This window comes from Roseburia sp. 1XD42-34 (genome assembly GCF_009917385.1).
Taxonomy (GTDB): Bacteria; Bacillota; Bacilli; order Bacillales; family Amphibacillaceae; genus Virgibacillus.
The window spans coordinates 18,607-36,401 of record NZ_QWLJ01000031.1; the positions used below are offsets into that span (position 1 = coordinate 18,607).

Annotated in this window: 11 protein-coding genes; 10 read left to right on the plus strand and 1 reads right to left on the minus strand. The window is 35.7% G+C overall.

The window, feature by feature from the left end:
- The first annotated feature begins 38 nt into the window (after positions 1-38).
- The 6 genes from D1839_RS14595 (at position 39) to D1839_RS14620 (ending at position 10,308) form a co-directional block, all read left to right on the plus strand.
- Positions 39-1,487, plus strand: coding sequence for a M81 family metallopeptidase (locus D1839_RS14595; protein WP_120380203.1), 1,449 nt, complete (start codon positions 39-41; stop codon positions 1,485-1,487).
- A 25-nt stretch (positions 1,488-1,512) separates the two neighbouring features.
- Positions 1,513-2,892 (plus strand): M24 family metallopeptidase, encoded by a 1,380-nt coding sequence (locus D1839_RS14600; RefSeq protein WP_199690110.1) that lies wholly within the window; start codon positions 1,513-1,515, stop codon positions 2,890-2,892.
- Positions 2,893-2,980: 88 nt separating this feature from the next.
- Positions 2,981-4,390 carry a PTS transporter subunit EIIC gene (locus tag D1839_RS14605; RefSeq protein WP_120380204.1) on the plus strand — a complete coding sequence of 470 codons (1,410 nt, stop codon included), beginning with the start codon at positions 2,981-2,983 and terminating at the stop codon, positions 4,388-4,390.
- A gap of 1,108 nt (positions 4,391-5,498) precedes the next feature.
- Complete coding sequence (locus D1839_RS14610; RefSeq protein ID WP_120380206.1) at positions 5,499-7,217, plus strand: methyl-accepting chemotaxis protein; 1,719 nt, start codon at positions 5,499-5,501, stop codon at positions 7,215-7,217.
- Positions 7,218-7,694: 477 nt separating this feature from the next.
- Complete coding sequence (locus tag D1839_RS14615) at positions 7,695-9,107, plus strand: Na+/H+ antiporter NhaC family protein (RefSeq protein ID WP_120380208.1); 1,413 nt, start codon at positions 7,695-7,697, stop codon at positions 9,105-9,107.
- A gap of 16 nt (positions 9,108-9,123) precedes the next feature.
- Positions 9,124-10,308 (plus strand): saccharopine dehydrogenase family protein, encoded by a 1,185-nt coding sequence (locus D1839_RS14620; RefSeq protein ID WP_120380209.1) that lies wholly within the window; start codon positions 9,124-9,126, stop codon positions 10,306-10,308.
- A gap of 1,046 nt (positions 10,309-11,354) precedes the next feature.
- Here the strand turns inward: D1839_RS14620 and D1839_RS14625 are convergent.
- On the minus strand, positions 11,355-13,058 hold the full coding sequence (locus D1839_RS14625) for a DUF2207 domain-containing protein (protein ID WP_120380210.1): 1,704 nt from the start codon (positions 13,056-13,058) through the stop codon (positions 11,355-11,357).
- A 479-nt stretch (positions 13,059-13,537) separates the two neighbouring features.
- On the opposite strand from D1839_RS14625, the gene D1839_RS14630 reads away from it, so the two are divergent.
- The 4 genes from D1839_RS14630 (at position 13,538) to D1839_RS14645 (ending at position 17,124) form a co-directional block, all read left to right on the plus strand.
- Positions 13,538-13,984: a nucleoside 2-deoxyribosyltransferase gene (locus tag D1839_RS14630; protein WP_120380211.1), complete on the plus strand. Its 447-nt coding sequence runs from the start codon at positions 13,538-13,540 to the stop codon at positions 13,982-13,984.
- 21 nt (positions 13,985-14,005) lie between these two features.
- Positions 14,006-15,004, plus strand: a complete 999-nt coding sequence (locus D1839_RS14635; RefSeq protein WP_120380212.1) for a thymidylate synthase — start codon at positions 14,006-14,008, stop codon at positions 15,002-15,004.
- Between the two features lie 33 nt (positions 15,005-15,037).
- Positions 15,038-15,802 carry a class I SAM-dependent methyltransferase gene (locus tag D1839_RS14640; protein ID WP_120380213.1) on the plus strand — a complete coding sequence of 255 codons (765 nt, stop codon included), beginning with the start codon at positions 15,038-15,040 and terminating at the stop codon, positions 15,800-15,802.
- A 77-nt stretch (positions 15,803-15,879) separates the two neighbouring features.
- Positions 15,880-17,124: an HAD-IIA family hydrolase gene (locus D1839_RS14645; protein ID WP_120380214.1), complete on the plus strand. Its 1,245-nt coding sequence runs from the start codon at positions 15,880-15,882 to the stop codon at positions 17,122-17,124.
- Positions 17,125-17,795 lie beyond the last annotated feature (671 nt).

Below are 17,795 nucleotides of genomic sequence, written 5' to 3' on the forward strand. Positions count from 1 at the left end.
AGTAAAACTGTTTTATGAGTTGATTGGAGATTATGTGAATGAAGATTTTAATGGGACACTTTACTATTGAAAGTAATGAGCATGTAGTAGGATTGACTGAACTAGATAGTTTTAATTTGAAATTTGATGAAGATTTAGTTCAAGCAATGAAAGTTGGAGATATTTTCAGGAAGAATAATATTGAGATAATTCCAGCTATCTTTGCTAATGGGCATACAGCTTCTGTTTTGAGTAAAGAAGGTTATGATTATATCCATAATAAAATGCTTAGAACTGTTAAGGAAAATTTAAATGAACTAGATGGTATATATTTATTTCTCCATGGAGCTAGTAAAGTTGAGGATTTACCAGAAGGCTCTGGAGATAGGCAATTATTACGCGATATTCGAAAACTTACTGGACCATATATGCCAATTTGTGTAGTTATGGATCCACATGGAAACTTAACTGAAGAATATGTTTCAAATATGACGATAGGTCGCTGTTATAGAGAATCTCCCCATACAGATATGATTGAAACAAAAAGAAAGTCTGCATATATGCTAGTGGAATTATTAAAGGAAAAAAAATCATTAAAACCGCAATATAAAAAATTACCATTTGTATTAGGTGGAGAACGAAGTGTTTCAACTGACGAGCCGATGTTAACAATTAATAAAAAACTAGATGAAATTGAACAAGATGATAGAATTTTAAGTGCATCATTCCATGTGGGGTATTTAAGACATGATAATTATGCAGCAGGGTCTGGTTTAATTATTGTTCCATCTGACAATAAATATACGGAATATGCTAATGAAGTATTAGATGAATTGTATAGTTATTGTGTCTCTAGATATAGTGAATTTCATTATCATGGAAACACCCTTGAGGTTTCAGAAACACTGGAACAATCTATAAAAAATAATTATGACCATGTAGTTATTACAGATTCTGGGGATAATGTTACGTCAGGAGGAATAGGAGATAATACTTACCTATTGAAGGAATTTTTAGCTGTTGATAATTACAACAATAAAAAGCTACTTTTTGCAGGTATTACAGACAATAACCTATTTCATAAAATTAGGGAAAAAACAACCAATAAATATTTTAACGTTCAATTAGGAACAGGCACAGATCATTTATCGAAAGAAATAGATTTAACAGTTAAAATAATTAACCGTGGTAGGTTACAACAAGTCTTTGGTGATACGGATAATTTTGGAGAGACGATCACTTTATCAATAAAAGATAAGCCAATTGATATTATTTTACTAGACAAATCAGTTAGTTTTGCAGAAATGCATCAGTTTGAAGCTGCCAATGTAGATATTCATGATTACAATATTATTGTAGTAAAACAAGGATATATATTTCCTTATTTAAAAGAATATTGCGATTACTCTATTATGGCTTTAACAGATGGTCCAACTAATCAAAAAACGGAGGAGATTGTTTTTAAACAGATTATGAGACCGATGTTACCATTTGATAAATTAGATTAATAAAATCAATATAATAATATAAAGGATGATTACAATTAAAATAACTATTAAAAAGACAAGTATACCTACCAAAGATAATCCAAGCTTCAAAATACAACTGACGGATAAAACAATTAAAGAAAGAAAAGAAAAAATTTTGATTAAAATGGAAGAAAAAGGTTTATCATCAATTGTTGTATATGCAGATAAAGAACACGGTAGTAACTTTGAATACTTAGTCGGATTTATACCAAGATTTGAAGAAGCACTATTTATAATGAATAGCGATGGAACAAGTACAACTATTTTAGGAAATGAAAACTTTAACAAAGTTGGGTATTCACGTATTAGTACAATAGGAAAAAAGTGCACGGCATTTTCATTACCTAATCAACCAATGGAAGATCTTAGAGAACTAAGGAATATTATAAAAAACATTAAAATTGACACATCCGATTTAGTAGGAATTGTAGGGTGGAAATTAATACCTGGTATGGAAAAGCAGTTCGATATTCCACAGTTTATTGTGGAGTCTTTATCTTCTGAAGTAGGGGAAGATAAGCTGGTAAATGCTACTGATTTATATATTGGGCCAAAAAATGGAGCTAGGATTACGAATAATGCAAATGAAATTGCTCATTATGAATATGGAGCTTCACTTGCATCAGATGCTGTGCTTGATGCAATGAATCAACTGGAAATTGGTAAAAGTGAAATGGAAATAGGGGAACTTTTAACTAAAAACGGGCAATACAATAATGTTGTAACTATTGCTGCATTTGGAGACCGTTTTGCAAAAGGTAATCTTTATCCAACGAGTAAAAAATTATCTAAGGGAGATAAGGTATCATTAACAGTTAGTTATAAAGGTGGGTTATCAAGTAGAGCAGGTTACGCTGTTGAAAACATGGAAGAAATGGAGAAGGTTGATGCAGAGTATTTAGAGAAAGTAGTTTTTCCCTACTATAAGGCCTACCATTATTGGCTTACCAACATAAAAATCGGAAAAAATGCCGGTGATTTCTATAAAGACTTTGAAAATTACTACCCGCAAGAAACTTATGGTTGGGAATTATGCCCAGGTCATTTAACTTCTGATGAAGAATGGTTATCGTCTCCATTTTATAAAGGTTCTGATGCAACTGTAAAATCAGGAATGATTTTACAGGTAGATTTTATCCCTGTACAAGATGGTCATCACGGGGTTTCAGCCGAAAGTACAGTTGCTTTAGCGGATGAAGCACTTAGAAATACAATAAAAAAAGAATATCCGGCACTATGGGAACGCATTGAAAAAAGAAGAAATTATATGAAAGATGAACTTAATATTCAATTGTCAGAAGAAGTATTACCTTTAAATAGTACAGTTGGTTATTATAGACCGTTTATGTTAAATAATGAGCATTCACTATCTATTGAATATTAACGCTATATAGGGGCTCCCAGTATTGGGAGATTGACTCCTAATTGTAGGATGTACAGAATTACTAATATCTTATTAGGAGAAAATGAACATGGATTATAAAAATATGTCTAAAAAAGTAATCAAACATATTGGTGGAAAAGGAAATATCCAGCACATTGGTCATTGTGCAACTAGACTAAGAATCAATATAAAGGATGAAAATAAAATAGATAAAGACGCTTTATTAAATATTGAAGGGTCTCATGGTGCTGTTTTCAAAAGTAATCAAGTTCAGTTAATTATTGGTGCCGATGTTGGACAAGCTTATAACCAAATGATTGAAGAATCTGAGTATAATACTGAACTCAATAAGGTCACTGATCAAGAAACAACAAATAATAATCCCAAAAAAGATTTTAAATATTATGTGGATCTAGTTGGTGGGTTTTTTGCGGAATTGTTTATGCCAATTGTCCCAGTTCTAATTACTGGTGGAGTTATCCTAGCAGTTAACAATTTCTTAATTAACTTTTTTGGTATATCAGCAGAGAGCGGCACTGCTCAAATTATATTAGCAATATTCGATGCAGGTTTTAGTATGCTACCTATTTACTTAGGATTTACTACTGCAAGAAAATTAAAGCTGCCTCCGATTTTAGGTGGATTCCTTGGAGCGATATTAGTAAATTCATCAATTAGTGGAGTAGTAGGACTAGACTTTATAGGTATACCAATAGTCCCGGTAGAATATGGTGGAAGTATTATACCGGTGGTTCTGGGTGTAGTGTTTATGTATTATGTAGATAAATTTATGGATAAGATAATACCACAGTTCGTAAAATATTTACTAAAGCCGTTTTTAACAATGTTAATAGTTGTGCCATTTACTTTAATAATTTTTGGACCAATTGGTATAGTTGTCAGCGAATATGTGGGTGAATTCATTATGTGGTTAATGAATAATGCAGGTTTTATTGCGTTACCATTGTTATCCATACTTTATCCTTACATGGTCATGTTTGGGATAGACAAAGCCACAATGCCGATTGGATTTCAGGCCATTGAGTCACTAGGTTATGATCCTGTACACATTGTTGTAGGGTTTATTTCCAACCTGTGTATTGGTGCTACAGCCCTAGCTGTTGCAAGATTTGTTAGGAAAGATAAAGAAAAAAGTGGTGCTTACTTTTCGTTCGGTTTAACTGGTTTATTTGGAATAACTGAACCAGCTTTCTACGGGGCTTTAATTGGTCGACCAAAAGTTTTAATTGGTACGGCAATTGGAGCTGTGTCAGCAGGTTTATTTGCTAGTCTGTTTTCATTAAAAAGTTTTGTGATGGGAGGAGCTCCAGGCCTCTTTACTATTTTGTTTTTCTTAGAACCGGATGGAAGCTTAAATAACTTCATTATTGCTCTTATTACTGCTGGAATTGCTATCATTGTTTCATATATTGCAGCTTCGTTAATTTTACGGCAGGAAAAAATAAGAAAAGGTACATCAGTATTTAAAAAGGAATAAGTTGAGAGCGTTTAAGATATAGAATAATATTATAAGGGATAAGGATGACTTCTTTGGCTGGAATCAGGTATAAGGGCAAGAACATAGTGAAAATAGGAATTGAATTAAAATACTTTAAAAGTGGTAAAAGCTAAAGGCTTTTACCACTCTTTTTGTCTTTCTCTTAATAATAAAAGTTAGAAGTGACTTACTTCGCACTTATCGTGGTTTAGAAAAAGTTTTAAGTTATTTGTTGAGTTAAATAATGTAGCTCACTCCTAATTTATGTGGCTAGAATCTTCAAACTTTTATATAGAATCTTCGGAATGAATCAAATCGTCTAAATCCGAATGTATTTCTTTTCATCACTCTGTTTGGTTACTTGTGCCAATTGAATGTAGATAAACAAGGCTAAAAAGATAACTAAAAATTTCTTGTTTGAAGATGGGTAAGTCCAAATTTAGGATTGTTTCCCGTTATGCTATGCCAGATATTTCATAAGGTAAGTAATTATTGGTGAGAATCACTTTGCACTTCATGTTAGCACTAAGAGAATTTTAAATGTTATTTTTATAACGTATATAAGGTGCTGTTCCATTTTAAATTCGTACTGAAACAAGTCAAATTGGTAGATAATAGCACCTAATTGCTTTAATTCGTAAGAGATTTTTAGGTCATACCAATTAGGGGCATGAAAGAAATCCACATTGCTTGAAGATTCACTTTACCTGCCAAGAGCTCGCTTTATCAATGAGCTCTTATTTTTATGCTTAAGCTTCCCTCCCCAAAAACAGCATACTACTTTTTAATAGAAGAAAGCCAATAGTGCCAAGTAAGCCACTCCATCTGGAAAAGAGCCCTGCAGTATGTATCACTCCCACTTTTAGGAGGGAAAGTGGTTTACTGCACCAGTCTAAGTGGTAGATAAAATAGCGTCTAAAAGGCCGATTGTTTATCAAGCAATCAGTAGGAGGAGAAAAGATTTCCCTAATTTGAAGCTTCCCTTTATCGTGAATTCTCATATAGTTGAAATTAAATTAAAAATGAACTTTACGAATTTAAAAGATATGTCGATATTTTATAAGATAAGCAACTTTACATACATGACGCAAACAGGGAGGATACACCATTGCTTAACCTATTAGAGAGATTAAGATTTAAAAACCTGAAGATCGGTTGGAAGTATGGTTTTACAATAGGAATTATTTTTATTTTATTTGGAATAACGACTACTGTAGTAACTGTTCTCGCCATTAATGTTAGAGAAGATGTAGAAGCTTTGGAACGAAGAGGGGATAGAGCTATAAAAATAACTGACATGGGGTCTGTAACTCGTACAAAAAGCATTAGAATTATTAGTTATGTGGAAAGTCCAAGAGAGAAAACTATTGATGAATATGAAGCTTACCGGAAGTCATTTAATAATTTAGAAGCCAATGTAAGAAAAAAAATGGACTCCGAAAAGGAATTAGAACTCTTTAATAAAATCGTTGAATTAGATAAGAGAATGAATAATCTGTTTGTGGACAGAATCATCCCTGCGGTGGATAAAGGGGATATGGGCTTAGCAAAAAGTCTTGTAGACCAATCTAGTGTTATTCGATCAGAAAACGTAGCCGTACTTGAAGAATTACGAGAAATTGTTAACAAACAACGTGATACAGCTATAAAAAAGGTACATAGTAGTCAGGAGCTGACTGTTTATGTATTATTGGGGGCGATGATTGCTTCCATTATCTTTGGGGTAATTTTAATTATTGTTATTAGTAGAAAAATATCTCATAACCTTAATAGAGTAGTGCAAGTCAGTGATCAAATTGCCGATGGAAACCTTGCTATAGGAACAATTGATTATCATGGAAAAGATGAAATTGGTCATTTAGCTTCCTCTATCAATACGATGAGTAAAAATCTTCGAGACATTGTCTATCAAGTTAACGAAGTTTCTGAAACCGTAAGTAGCCATAGTGAGGAATTAACACAGTCTGCAAGTGAGATCCGATCAGGAACAGAGCAGATTGCTTCAACCATGCAGGAATTATCCACTGGATCTGAAGTACAGGCGAATAATGCAAGTAATTTATCATCAGTGATGGATACTTTCTCTTCTAAAGTAGATGAGGCGAGTGTAAATGGAAAAGTAGTTCACGACTATTCTAATAGCGTACTTGGAATGACAGATGAGGGCAGTAAACTTATGGGAGCGTCTGTTCAACAAATGAGTGATATTAATCACATTGTTAAAAATGCAGTGGAAAAAGTGAAAGGGCTAGATACACAATCACAGGAGGTTTCAAAATTAGTTGAAGTGATTAAAGATATTGCTGAACAAACGAATCTCTTAGCGTTAAATGCAGCCATTGAAGCTGCCCGCGCTGGAGAACAAGGAAAAGGTTTTGCAGTCGTGGCGGATGAGGTTAGAAAGTTAGCAGAGCAAGTATCCTTCTCTGTATTAGACATCACAACAATTGTGGCAAATATACAAAGCGAATCTAGTCAAGTTACCAAATCCTTGCGAGAGGGCTATGTAGAGGTGGAAAAAGGGACAAATCAGATTCAAACAACTGGAGAAACCTTTAATGATATCCAAAAGGCAGTACAAAATATGGTTGTGAAGATTCAAATGGTTACGAGCAACCTAGCTTCAATATCAGCAAGCGGGCAAGAAATGGATGCATCTATAAAGGAAATTGCAGCCGTAGCGGAAGAATCAGCTGCTGGTGTGGAACAAACTGCTGCTTCGGCTCAACAAGCGAGTAGTTCCATGGAGGAAGTTTCTAATAGTTCTGCGGAGTTAGCAACCTTCGCTGAGAATTTAAATGAGCTTGTACGTAAATTTAAGCTATAAGCCCGGAACGAGTGAGACACATATAAAATTTCACCACAACTTATTAGAACTGAGCCAGCTGCATGAAAATCGAGCAATAACTTGCTAGGACCGAGCAACAAGCACCTTATTTCAGATAACTACTTTTTTGTTTCCACCATTGTTCTATAATAAAGATTAAGAAAAATCCTCTATAAAAATGACGAAAACATATAGTGTTCTCGTCATTTTTATTCCATTTAGAAGATCCGAAAACTCTACCTTCGATTTCAGCTCTATTACTTCGAGCTCAGCTGCTTTAATTTGGCCTGAAATAGTTGGAGCCGGGGGTTGTGGTTGTTTTTTTGAACCCTTTACAATAAATGAATACGTACTCTTTTTTAGTTCGGGATCCATATGTGATTAACGCAAAACATCTCGAATGAAAAATAAATCATTGGTCTAAATGCAGGATAATATCATATATAAATGTAAACGCTTTCTTTAGGGGATGTTCAAATGAATGGAGTTGCAACCTTGGGGTTTGTGTCTGTATTACCGCCGTTAATTGCAATTGTACTCGCTTTTTGGACAAGGGATACAATCTTATCGTTAGGAATCGCTTGTGTGATTGGTGTGTTTTTAGCGGGAGAGGGGTTATTAGGATTTCCTAACCTAATGAAGCAGGCTTTAGGTAACGAAGGTTTTTCTTGGATTTTTCTTCTGGAAATATTTATTGGGATACTAATTGCATTTTTTCAACGGACAGGAGCGATTCAAAGTTTTTCCGAAATCATCGGTAGAAGACAAAGATCAAGAAAGCGAATCGAAATATCAACGTGGTTTATGGGACTTTTCGTTTTTTTTAGTGATTACTTTAGTCCAGTATTTGTTGGAACTACTATGCGTAAAGTTACCGATAAAGTAAAAATGTCGCGTGAAAAGCTGGCATATATTTGCGATTCCACATCAGCACCAGTAAGTGTTATTGTTCCAATAACTGGATGGGCTGTATTTATCTCTGGTCTGTTAATTGGTCTAGGACCCATTCAAAATGAAACCGATGCGCTAGCTGTATTTACGAAATCAATCCCGTTTAACTTCTATGCTGTATTATCTGTAGTGTTAGTTGGGCTTATCGCTTCTGGAATAATTAAGGATTTTGGACCAATGCGTAAAGCTGAACTACGTGCGCAACAAGAGGGGAAATTAATCCGTGACGGATCAACACCATTAATATCAAAGGAGTTAACGAATATTGATCCGTATTTTAAAAACAAATTGCTTAGTATTAGATGGAATTTCTTTTTACCAGTCCTGATTATTATTACAATTGCACTTGGTACTTATATCGGACTCGGTTCAGCTAAAACAATGGAGGCGTTCTTAGCTGCGACCGTATTTTTAGGAATCGTCATGCGGTTTCAAGGAATTCCAACTAAAGATATTATGGACACAGCACTTAACGGTATTAAAGGAATTATGCCTGCTGTAATGATACTAGTTTTTGCATACACCATTAATGCATTAAGTGAACAAATGGGAACAGCTACTTACATGATTCAAATTACAGAAGCTTGGTTAAATCCAGGTTTACTACCAGCAATCACATTTTTATTAGCAGCAGTTATAGCCTTTTCTACAGGAACGTCGTGGGGAACGTTTGGCATCATGATTCCGCTAGCAGTACCGATTGCCATTGGCTTTTCAGGAGGTGAGATCGATATGATTGTTTTGGCTACGATCGCAGCAGTTGCTGGTGGCGGAGTATTTGGTGATCATTGTTCACCACTCTCTGATACTACTATTTTAGCGTCGACAGGTGCTGCAGTAGATCATATTGATCATGTTAGGACACAAATTCCTTATGCTGTATTAGTAGGAATTATTGGATTGGTCATCTATTTAACACTAGGATTATTAGGATTATAGGGTGGGAGGTTATAAAATGAAGGTTATCGTATTAGGGGGATCTGGATTACAAGGAAGAGCAGCTTTACAAGATTTAGGTAAAAGTGATGATGTTACGGAGATAGTGTGTGCGGATGTTAATTTCGCCGGAGTAAATCAATTTCGAGATCATCTAGCAATACAAAAAATGATTTACAGAAAAGTAGACATTACTTCTGAACAAAATGTAGCCTCATTGTTTAGAGAGGGGGCTGATGTAGTTATTGATCTATTACCAAAACAATTCAATGATACAATAGCAAAAGCCGCTGTCGAATTTGCGATACCAATGGTGAATTGCTCCTATGCTAATGGGATCTCTAAAGAAACCTATGAGAAAGCTCTAGAAAATCAAGTAACGATTATGCCAGAAGCTGGCTTAGATCCGGGAATTGATTTAGTATTATGCGGTTATGGAGTGAGTCAACTAGATGAAGTACATGAATTATATTCTTACTGTGGAGGTATTCCAGAACCAGAGGCAGCCTATAATCCTTTGCGCTATAAAATTAGCTGGAACTTTAATAGCACACTAATGTCGTATCAGCGTAAAGCATGCCTGTTACGAAATAGAAAGGTGATTGATATTCCGGCTAGCCATCAGCATGCCAAAGAATGGGTAGAGAATATAACTATAGGGGAATTATCAGGTTTAGAAACGATACCAAACGGCGATGCCATTCAGTTTGCAAGCTTACTAGGAATTGAAAAAGAGTTGATAAATACGGAACGCAGGACAATAAGATGGGCTGGGCATGCTTCATTTTGGCGCAATATGGTTCAATTAGGGTTTTTGACAACGGATCCTGTTCCAGGGCTTGATTGTAATGTAACCCCATATGAATTTTTACTAAAACATTTGGAACCGCGCCTTCAGTATAAAACAAATGAAAAAGATCTTGTGTTAATGAAAAATATAATAAGAGGTAAGAAAAATGGCAAGAATATTGAGATCATCTATGAAATGGTAGATGAAAGGGACTTGGAAACTGGATTATTTGCTATGAATAAAACAGTTGGGTACACAGCCAGTATCGTAGCACAAATGGTAGGAAATAAAACCATCACAAAACCGGGTGTACTTTCCCCTACAACAGATATTCCGTATGAAATGTTTATTAAAGCAATTGATAAGAGAGGGATAACGATTAGTGAACAGAAGAACATCTGGAATGGCACTTAATATATTTTTATTAAATTAACCGTTCAGCAGCTATCCTTCATAGCAGGGGACAAACAATGAAGCGAGCAAATCAATAGTTAATTCTTTAAAATAATACTAATTTGAGATGGATCGAATGGAATCAAAAAGCAAATTGTTCCATAAACGAAAATGGGGATAAACCGAAGTATAAGATAAACTTTCCCCCATAAGATGGAAAGGATACATGAAAGATCTATCATCAATAGTAAACTAAAACGCTTGAGGACAATAGTAAACGCCAAAACTTCAAGTGAAAGCCTCCGAAAAATCATAGAACTTGAATAGTACATTATCGCAACCCGCAACTACTACAAGCATGGATAAAAGCTTTTATAAATATGAAATGAATTTGCTATATTTAAGGTTCGGATGAGTTAGCGAAAGCAAAAGAATAAAAGAGGCAAGTAAAAATGCCGAAAGTATGTATTGCTCTCATCTATTTTTATCCCGCATGTAAGGTGTGCCGTAAGACTTCCACTTCAAAATCTTGAGTAAATACAAAAGGTCGAAGTGGGAGAAAACGGCATCTACATGCCCGATTCGTTCAAGGGCCTTTAGGTCATACCCTGGCGGCGGTACTAACATGCAGTAGGAGATGGAAGAATACTCCTACTGCATGAAGTTTTATTTTAGGAAATAAGAAAGTATAAAAATTTTGGCTTTGGGATAACGAAATAACGGAATAGTCACGTCCGGCTTAAGCGCCCAGCAACTAGGCAACTTCACGAATCGCCCTACGATAAGTCATCATTGGTTCGTATCCTCACCATGTTTCCTAAAACTATCGTTGCTTCGTTCCAGTTGCTACGTTGCTAAACGGGCGCTTGCACCTTTGTTTTTTGCCTTAAAATAAAGTGTGATTCTTCAACAAGTGCAGTTATTGTTATTCCTCCCCACTAATCCAATGGTCTTTTACAAAATAGGGTATTTAGGTGCTTATTATCTCCACGTAGACTTGTTTGCCGTACAGATTATCCTATTCCTGAAAAACGAGTCTTACAGCACCAATACGGGATAAACGGAGATTAGAAGGCACCTGAACCACCACCACCTCCTCCAACCCCGGTTCCTCCGCCGCTACTACTGATGGTCGTATCAGTTGCCGCTGCTGTTACAGTTGAATTAGCCTCATCGAATTGTTCGTTAACGACCGCTGCTACAAGCAGAAGCATCATTAAATCAGAATTGGCTTCATGGGATGGTGATGATGTAGTATTTTCAAATAGCTGGTTATTCTTTTGCGTGACTGGGGCACGATTCACGCCCAATCCATATATAAAGGTCCGTTTTTGTTCATCTCTGACAAGTGTTTTCCACTCCTTAGCTGGTAGGTGTGGATACTTTTCTTCAAATTCTTGCCATTGTTTATAAATCCGTGCTCCTTTTAATGTCCGTGGACGGTATGCGATAGCAAATAAGCTTACTACAATAAAGTACAGAAAGGAAATAGCCATGCTACCAAAGAGTTCATGAATCGCAAAAATAATGATGAACGGAAGGGTGGTTAAACCTAATAGAGCTGCTGTTACTCGAATACCAAATGGTTTATCTATCAGTTTATGGTCAGCTATTTCCTTTTTCACGCTATATTTATAGGCAAGCATCTTTTTTTGATAGGTCTTTTGATTCTCTGGAGTTTTTATATACTCTTGTAAATCAGTAGCATGAAATACGCCATTTTGTCCAATTGTATAAAACAACCAATCCATTAGAATTGTCTCATGCTCATGGTCAGTTTGTTTATGGACAACCACAAATTTATTTTTATCCTTTTCATCACGTTTAATGTATCCCTTTCGTTCTAAGTCAAGTAAGGAAGCAGTCATGTCCTTAGAACCAATTTGACCTCGTTTCATATAAGCAATGGTTGCCGGCAGACTCATTTCTTGTTTTGGTAAAAAGGAGGCGGATTCAGATGTACGTGCTAATTCTTGGTTTTGTACACGTATTCGTCTCCAAGCGAAAAATAATAAGACCAAACTAAAAATCGTAAATGTGCTTAAAATGTAAGGTGAAATATCTTTTAATGTGGATTGTCTCTCTACAAATGCCTTTTCTTTATCCATTAACTTTTGTTCTGTAGCAAGTAATTCTTCACGCATTGGCTTATTTTCGGTAGTAGAGACGCCAGGAAATAGTGATTTATCATATGCAACAGTGATGTCGCCATTTTCGCCGCTCTCGACATATCCCAACGTATAATGAATGACACCGCCATCTTCCTGCTTTTCGGTTTTAAAAGCCGTATCTTCTCCGTATGCAACGACATCCTCTGTTTTCCTAGGGGGGTGAATGAAGATATCGAGTTGCTCATAAGCAGTCTCATTACTACTATCAAAAAATGGCCACGCAAATACAACCACATCTTTATATGCTTTTAGACTATCCTTAATGATATAGGAAAGTTGGATGGTTACTGTTTCGTTTTCACCACGTCGATAAATTTTATAGGTATCATCTTCCTGCTTTACCTCTAACGCTTTGCCTTTTTCGGTTGCTCTCACGTCATGGATGGAAGATCCTGCTTTAGGAATTAACGTCCGAGTCATTCCATTAAATTCGCCATCAAACTGGTAAGTATGCTGTTCGACCACCTCAGCTTCTCCATTTTCTTGTAAAAAAGTTTCTATTTTACTTTGATCAATAGAAAAATCAACAGCAAAAACAGTGCTGGGTATGAAATATAGAATCATTATGATTGCCAAGATTAGACCGAATTTTTTAGTCATCGTTTACCTCCTTATAGTTTGTAATACGAAGGGCGACTGTTAAAAGTTTCATCGCAAGCGAGATTGCTTATGATGAGGGTTTCGATAAAGTTATTTGGTAAATCATAATTTAGAATCGTTTTTTAATGATTTGTTCTACTATAAAGAAAGCTAGCATAACCATTTATAGGCTGTTTTTTTACAAATATAGGAGGATGTATCATTATTTCAATGGTTTCTCAGTTAAATAGAGAATTGGTTTCGGAAGGGGGAAAGCAGTAATTATTGAACAAAGGTAGAAGTTGTTTCATATCTAAAAACATAAGTGATAGGGTTTTTATAAAAAACACTCGGAGAGACGCTGTTCTTGAAAAAGCGTAAGAAGGGATTAAAGTCTTTCAATTTTTGAACATGTTTTATATATGCCAGTATAGGAAAAGTGGATGTAAAGCAATAATTGCTTTTAATTGAGGTGTTTATTTATTTTGAGGGGTGAAAAAATGAGTCAACGTAAAAAAGTATTTCTTGCAGGTCCATTTAAAAGTCTTGTTCATCCAAAAACGGGAGAAATGAATCATTATGAAAAGCAAAAGTTGCTAAAGCTTATTACCTTTTTTGAAGATAAAGGATTTGCTGTTCATAATGCGCATAAGCGTGAGGGATGGGGAAAAGAATTTATGACGCCTGATGAATGCACAGCAATTGATTTTGAAGAAATCCGTACTTGCGACCTTTTTGTTGCCTTTCCAGGAGCTCCGCCTTCTCCGGGTACCCATATTGAAATTGGCTGGGCATCAGCTCAACAAAAACCTATTATTTTGCTATTAGAAGAAGGAGAAGACTATGCGTTTTTGATTCAAGGTCTTGGAACTGTGGCTGAAGTAACTTTTCTCTATTTTCAAAAAGAAGAAGATTATTTAGCAAAGCTTGAAGACATGAACTTATAATTTAAATGGAGGATGAAATACATGCGATTTAACAGCTTTCATGAGGCGTATATAGAAACGCTTGATGATGTATATCACAAGCCGCAATTTTACAATGCGCCACGCGGAAATAAAAGTCGTGAGAAACTAAATTATCACTTGACTATTCACAACCCCATAGAACGAGTTTGCTATTTACCTAGCCGAAAAACAAATATTGTTTTTAACTTTGCTGAAGTTTTATGGTATTTATCAGGTGACAACAGCCTTGATTTTATCGGCTATTATAACAAGAAAATGCACGAATACTCCATGAATGGAAAAACATTAACAGGTACAGCATACGGTCCCAAAATTTTTGAGTTTGGTAATGCCAAAATAAATCAATGGAACCAAATGAAAGAGTTATTAACAAATAAAGATCCCGATTCCAAAAGAGCATTTATACAGATTTTTGATGCAACTGAGCTTGTAATAGAAAATAACATGGATATTTCTTGTACATTAGGTTTGCAGTTTTTTGTAAGAGAAGGCAAATTGTATATGGCTTCATATATGCGTGCAAATGATGCATTTCGTGGGATGGTAAGTGATATTTTTTCCTTTACATTTATTCAAGAATTAATGGCAAAAGAACTTAATTTAGAAATAGGGGAATTTTTTCACAATGTTGGTTCTATCCACATTTATCAGCCAGATGACAATTGGACAGAGAAAGTGCTTCAAGAAGCTAATTCTACCTCCAAACACACGAATGTAATGTATGAGTTTCCTAGTATGCCATGTGTAAATAACTGGTCTTCCATAGAGTTTGTATTAAAATATGAATCCTTGTTAAGACAAGATCAAATAAGTATGACTAGCAGTGAAATCGAACAGCTGGATCTACCCGAATATTGGAAACAGGTTTTATTGCTATTTAGCTTGTACCAATATATAGCCTACAAAAGACCAATTGATTTTTCTCTATATCATCATTTATGGTCAGTGTACCAGCAGTTAATTGCTAGCAAATGGCCTCATCATTTCCAAAATAAGTAAATAAATTAAATATAACGATAGCGAGGTAGGAGTATGAAGACTTCTTTTAAAAAGGAAATAATAGCGAATAAATTTGAGGCTTATAATGATATACTTGAACGAACATTAGGTTTTCGGTTTGTTTTTCAAACCTTTCTATCCAATCCAAAGATAACAAGTGTACTTGACTATGGTTGTGGCCCAGGAAAAGTGTCGCATAGATTGGCTAAAAAAACGGGTATAAATGTTTTCGCTGTGGACGAGTCTAAAGAAATGATTAACATTGCAACTAAAAAGAGACATCATCCAAATATAAATTATCATCTAATAAAAAATAACCATCTTTCCTTTCTTGAAGATAATTCAGTAGGTGGAGCTATGGCATGTTATGTATTTATTAATACCGAAAAAAAGGAACAAATTTTAAAGATAATGAAGGAGATTTATCGGGTTTTAAGACCTGGATCCCTCTTTGTTATATTGGATACCAATCCTGATTCGACAGGAATTGAGTTTTCCACATTTCAAAATGGTGTAAAAGGAAAGAAATACATGAGTGGAGAAGCGCGGCAAGAATGGCTTCATATAAAGGATGAGGAGGATCTTATCTTACATGATTTTCATTGGCCAAAGTCAGTGTATGAAGAGCTTTTAACTGAGGCTGGTTTCCAAGAAATTGATATACTTGAACCGACGCTTAAAGATATTCCTTGTGAAGAACTAAAAATGATTCAAGAAAAGCAGCCTGATCATCATTGGAAAAACGAATGGGAATTTCCTCCATTTGCTATCTATAAATCTATTAAACCAATCGAGTAGTAGTGAAATTATTTACTTTTTCGATTAGAATGGTTAATAACTAAATTCTACTAACTGTTCTAAGGAGAGAGGGACTAATGACGATAGCTGATAAGTTTGATGTATTTTTATTTGATTTAGACGGGGTTATTTATATAGGTTCAGAGCGACTATATGGCACAATGGAATCGCTTAAACAACTTCGAGAAGCAAAGAAAGGAATTCGATTCTTGACTAATGACCCATGTACAACAAGAGAAAAAACAGTCAGGAAATTAACTAGTCTGGGGATAGAAGCAAGGAAAGAGGAAGTAATCACATCTTCGTGGTTGACAGCACAATATTTAGAAAACAATAACATAAAATCCGCACTAATCTTGGGAGATGATAACTTAAAGTGGGAATGCGAACAGGTTGGTATTGATACAGAAGCTCAAACAGATGTGGAAGCAGTTGTGATCGGTTGGAACGATGATCTGTCTTTTTATGATATTCAAAAAGCAGCTGCACTTATTCATCGAGGTGCAAAATTTGTTGCAACCAATCCAGATAAAACATTTCCTACGCCGAATGGCCCTTTGCCAGCAGTCGGAGCGATTGTAGAAGCAATTCGGGTGTCCACAGACAAAAGACCATTTATTGTAGGGAAACCATATCCATATATGTTTAAAAGGGCGCTTGAGGATTTTGATGTTTCGTTAAAGGTTGTAATGGTCGGTGACAATCCTTCTACGGATATTTTAGGTGCGCATCAGGCAGGGCTACCAGCTATCTTAGTAGCAAGCCAACAAAATAGAACCTTTCCAGTAGCAAAAGATTTTCGTAATCCGGATGCGACGATAGCGAATTTAAAAGGTCTTTTTGATCCAAGCATCGTTATGAAAAAATGGACCGCACCAGCCTTTGCTTGGCCTGAAGCGATTAAAGCTGGTGTAGCAGGAATAATATTTGATAGCGACCAGCGAGTGCTATTAATGAAGCGGGCAGACAACGGGCTATGGGGAATACCGTCCGGACACGTCGAACCAGGGGAAACGGTGGAAGAAGCGATCATCAGAGAGGTTCGTGAAGAAACAGGGTTAATAGTTAAAGTAAATCGACTAATAGGTGTTTATTCTGATCCCGAGTCACAGGTTTTTTCGTACCCTAATGGAAAAGTGAGTCATTTTATTACGAATTGCTTTGAATGCGAAGTAGTTGGAGGAAATTTAGTTACGGAAAATGAAGAAACCTTAGATGTTCGTTACTTTGATGTAAACCATTTACCAGACGACCTCCTTCATATGCATCCAAAGTGGTTAAAAGATGCTATCATAAAACAAAATGTCTCCTATATTCGGTAGGGGGGCTTATAAAATATGAAATAACACGCGATGTTTTTATCATAGGGTCAAAACTCAAATAAGTATACTATTCATTTGTACGAAAATAAAATGAGGTGTTTGGAAATAATGAAATAACCGGTAGTCATGTCCGGCTTCATTGCCAGCAACGATGCGACTTTAGAAATGCGCCCTCCGATATGGCCTCATCGGTTCGTCCCTAAGAGGAAGACTGACTAAAACCGGCTTGCCGCCCAGACGTCGGCATACTCCTGTTTTAGTGACATGATTCCTTTATCCCGTAAAAAGGCGTTGTAGACTCCCACTTCAAGATGGAAGATGCGATCGGAAGAAGTCGAAGTGGGAGGTAACAGCACCTAAATCCCCGATTCATTCAAAGGCCTTTAGGTCATACCCTTGGGCTACTAACCATCAGCCGGCATGCAGAATGCCCTGCTGATGAAAGATTCACTTTATATCTATAGCTATTTCCTAAAACTCTCTCCAGGTTTCTTTGATTCCATTCAGAACGGAACAAGATAAAATGCACTTATTAGACATATAGGGGCATGAATGTGGTGTTATATATCAGGTGATCTTCAAAAGAAACAGATTAATGGTATAATAGAAAGTAGGCGTACAGTAATATTACTTGCAATAGGGGGGATGAACTACATTGTAATTCAGAGAAT

What these genes read in the sequence shown, in the direction of transcription:
- D1839_RS14595 (WP_120380203.1), top strand. Translation starts at nt 39, where the DNA reads ATGAAGATTTTAATGGGACACTTTACTATTGAAAGTAATGAGCATGTA.
- D1839_RS14600 (WP_199690110.1), top strand. Translation starts at nt 1,513, where the DNA reads ATGATTACAATTAAAATAACTATTAAAAAGACAAGTATACCTACCAAA.
- D1839_RS14605 (WP_120380204.1), top strand. Translation starts at nt 2,981, where the DNA reads ATGGATTATAAAAATATGTCTAAAAAAGTAATCAAACATATTGGTGGA.
- D1839_RS14615 (WP_120380208.1), top strand. Translation starts at nt 7,695, where the DNA reads ATGAATGGAGTTGCAACCTTGGGGTTTGTGTCTGTATTACCGCCGTTA.
- D1839_RS14620 (WP_120380209.1), top strand. Translation starts at nt 9,124, where the DNA reads ATGAAGGTTATCGTATTAGGGGGATCTGGATTACAAGGAAGAGCAGCT.
- D1839_RS14625 (WP_120380210.1), bottom strand. Translation starts at nt 13,058, where the DNA reads ATGACTAAAAAATTCGGTCTAATCTTGGCAATCATAATGATTCTATAT.
- D1839_RS14630 (WP_120380211.1), top strand. Translation starts at nt 13,538, where the DNA reads ATGAGTCAACGTAAAAAAGTATTTCTTGCAGGTCCATTTAAAAGTCTT.
- D1839_RS14635 (WP_120380212.1), top strand. Translation starts at nt 14,006, where the DNA reads ATGCGATTTAACAGCTTTCATGAGGCGTATATAGAAACGCTTGATGAT.
- D1839_RS14640 (WP_120380213.1), top strand. Translation starts at nt 15,038, where the DNA reads ATGAAGACTTCTTTTAAAAAGGAAATAATAGCGAATAAATTTGAGGCT.
- D1839_RS14645 (WP_120380214.1), top strand. Translation starts at nt 15,880, where the DNA reads ATGACGATAGCTGATAAGTTTGATGTATTTTTATTTGATTTAGACGGG.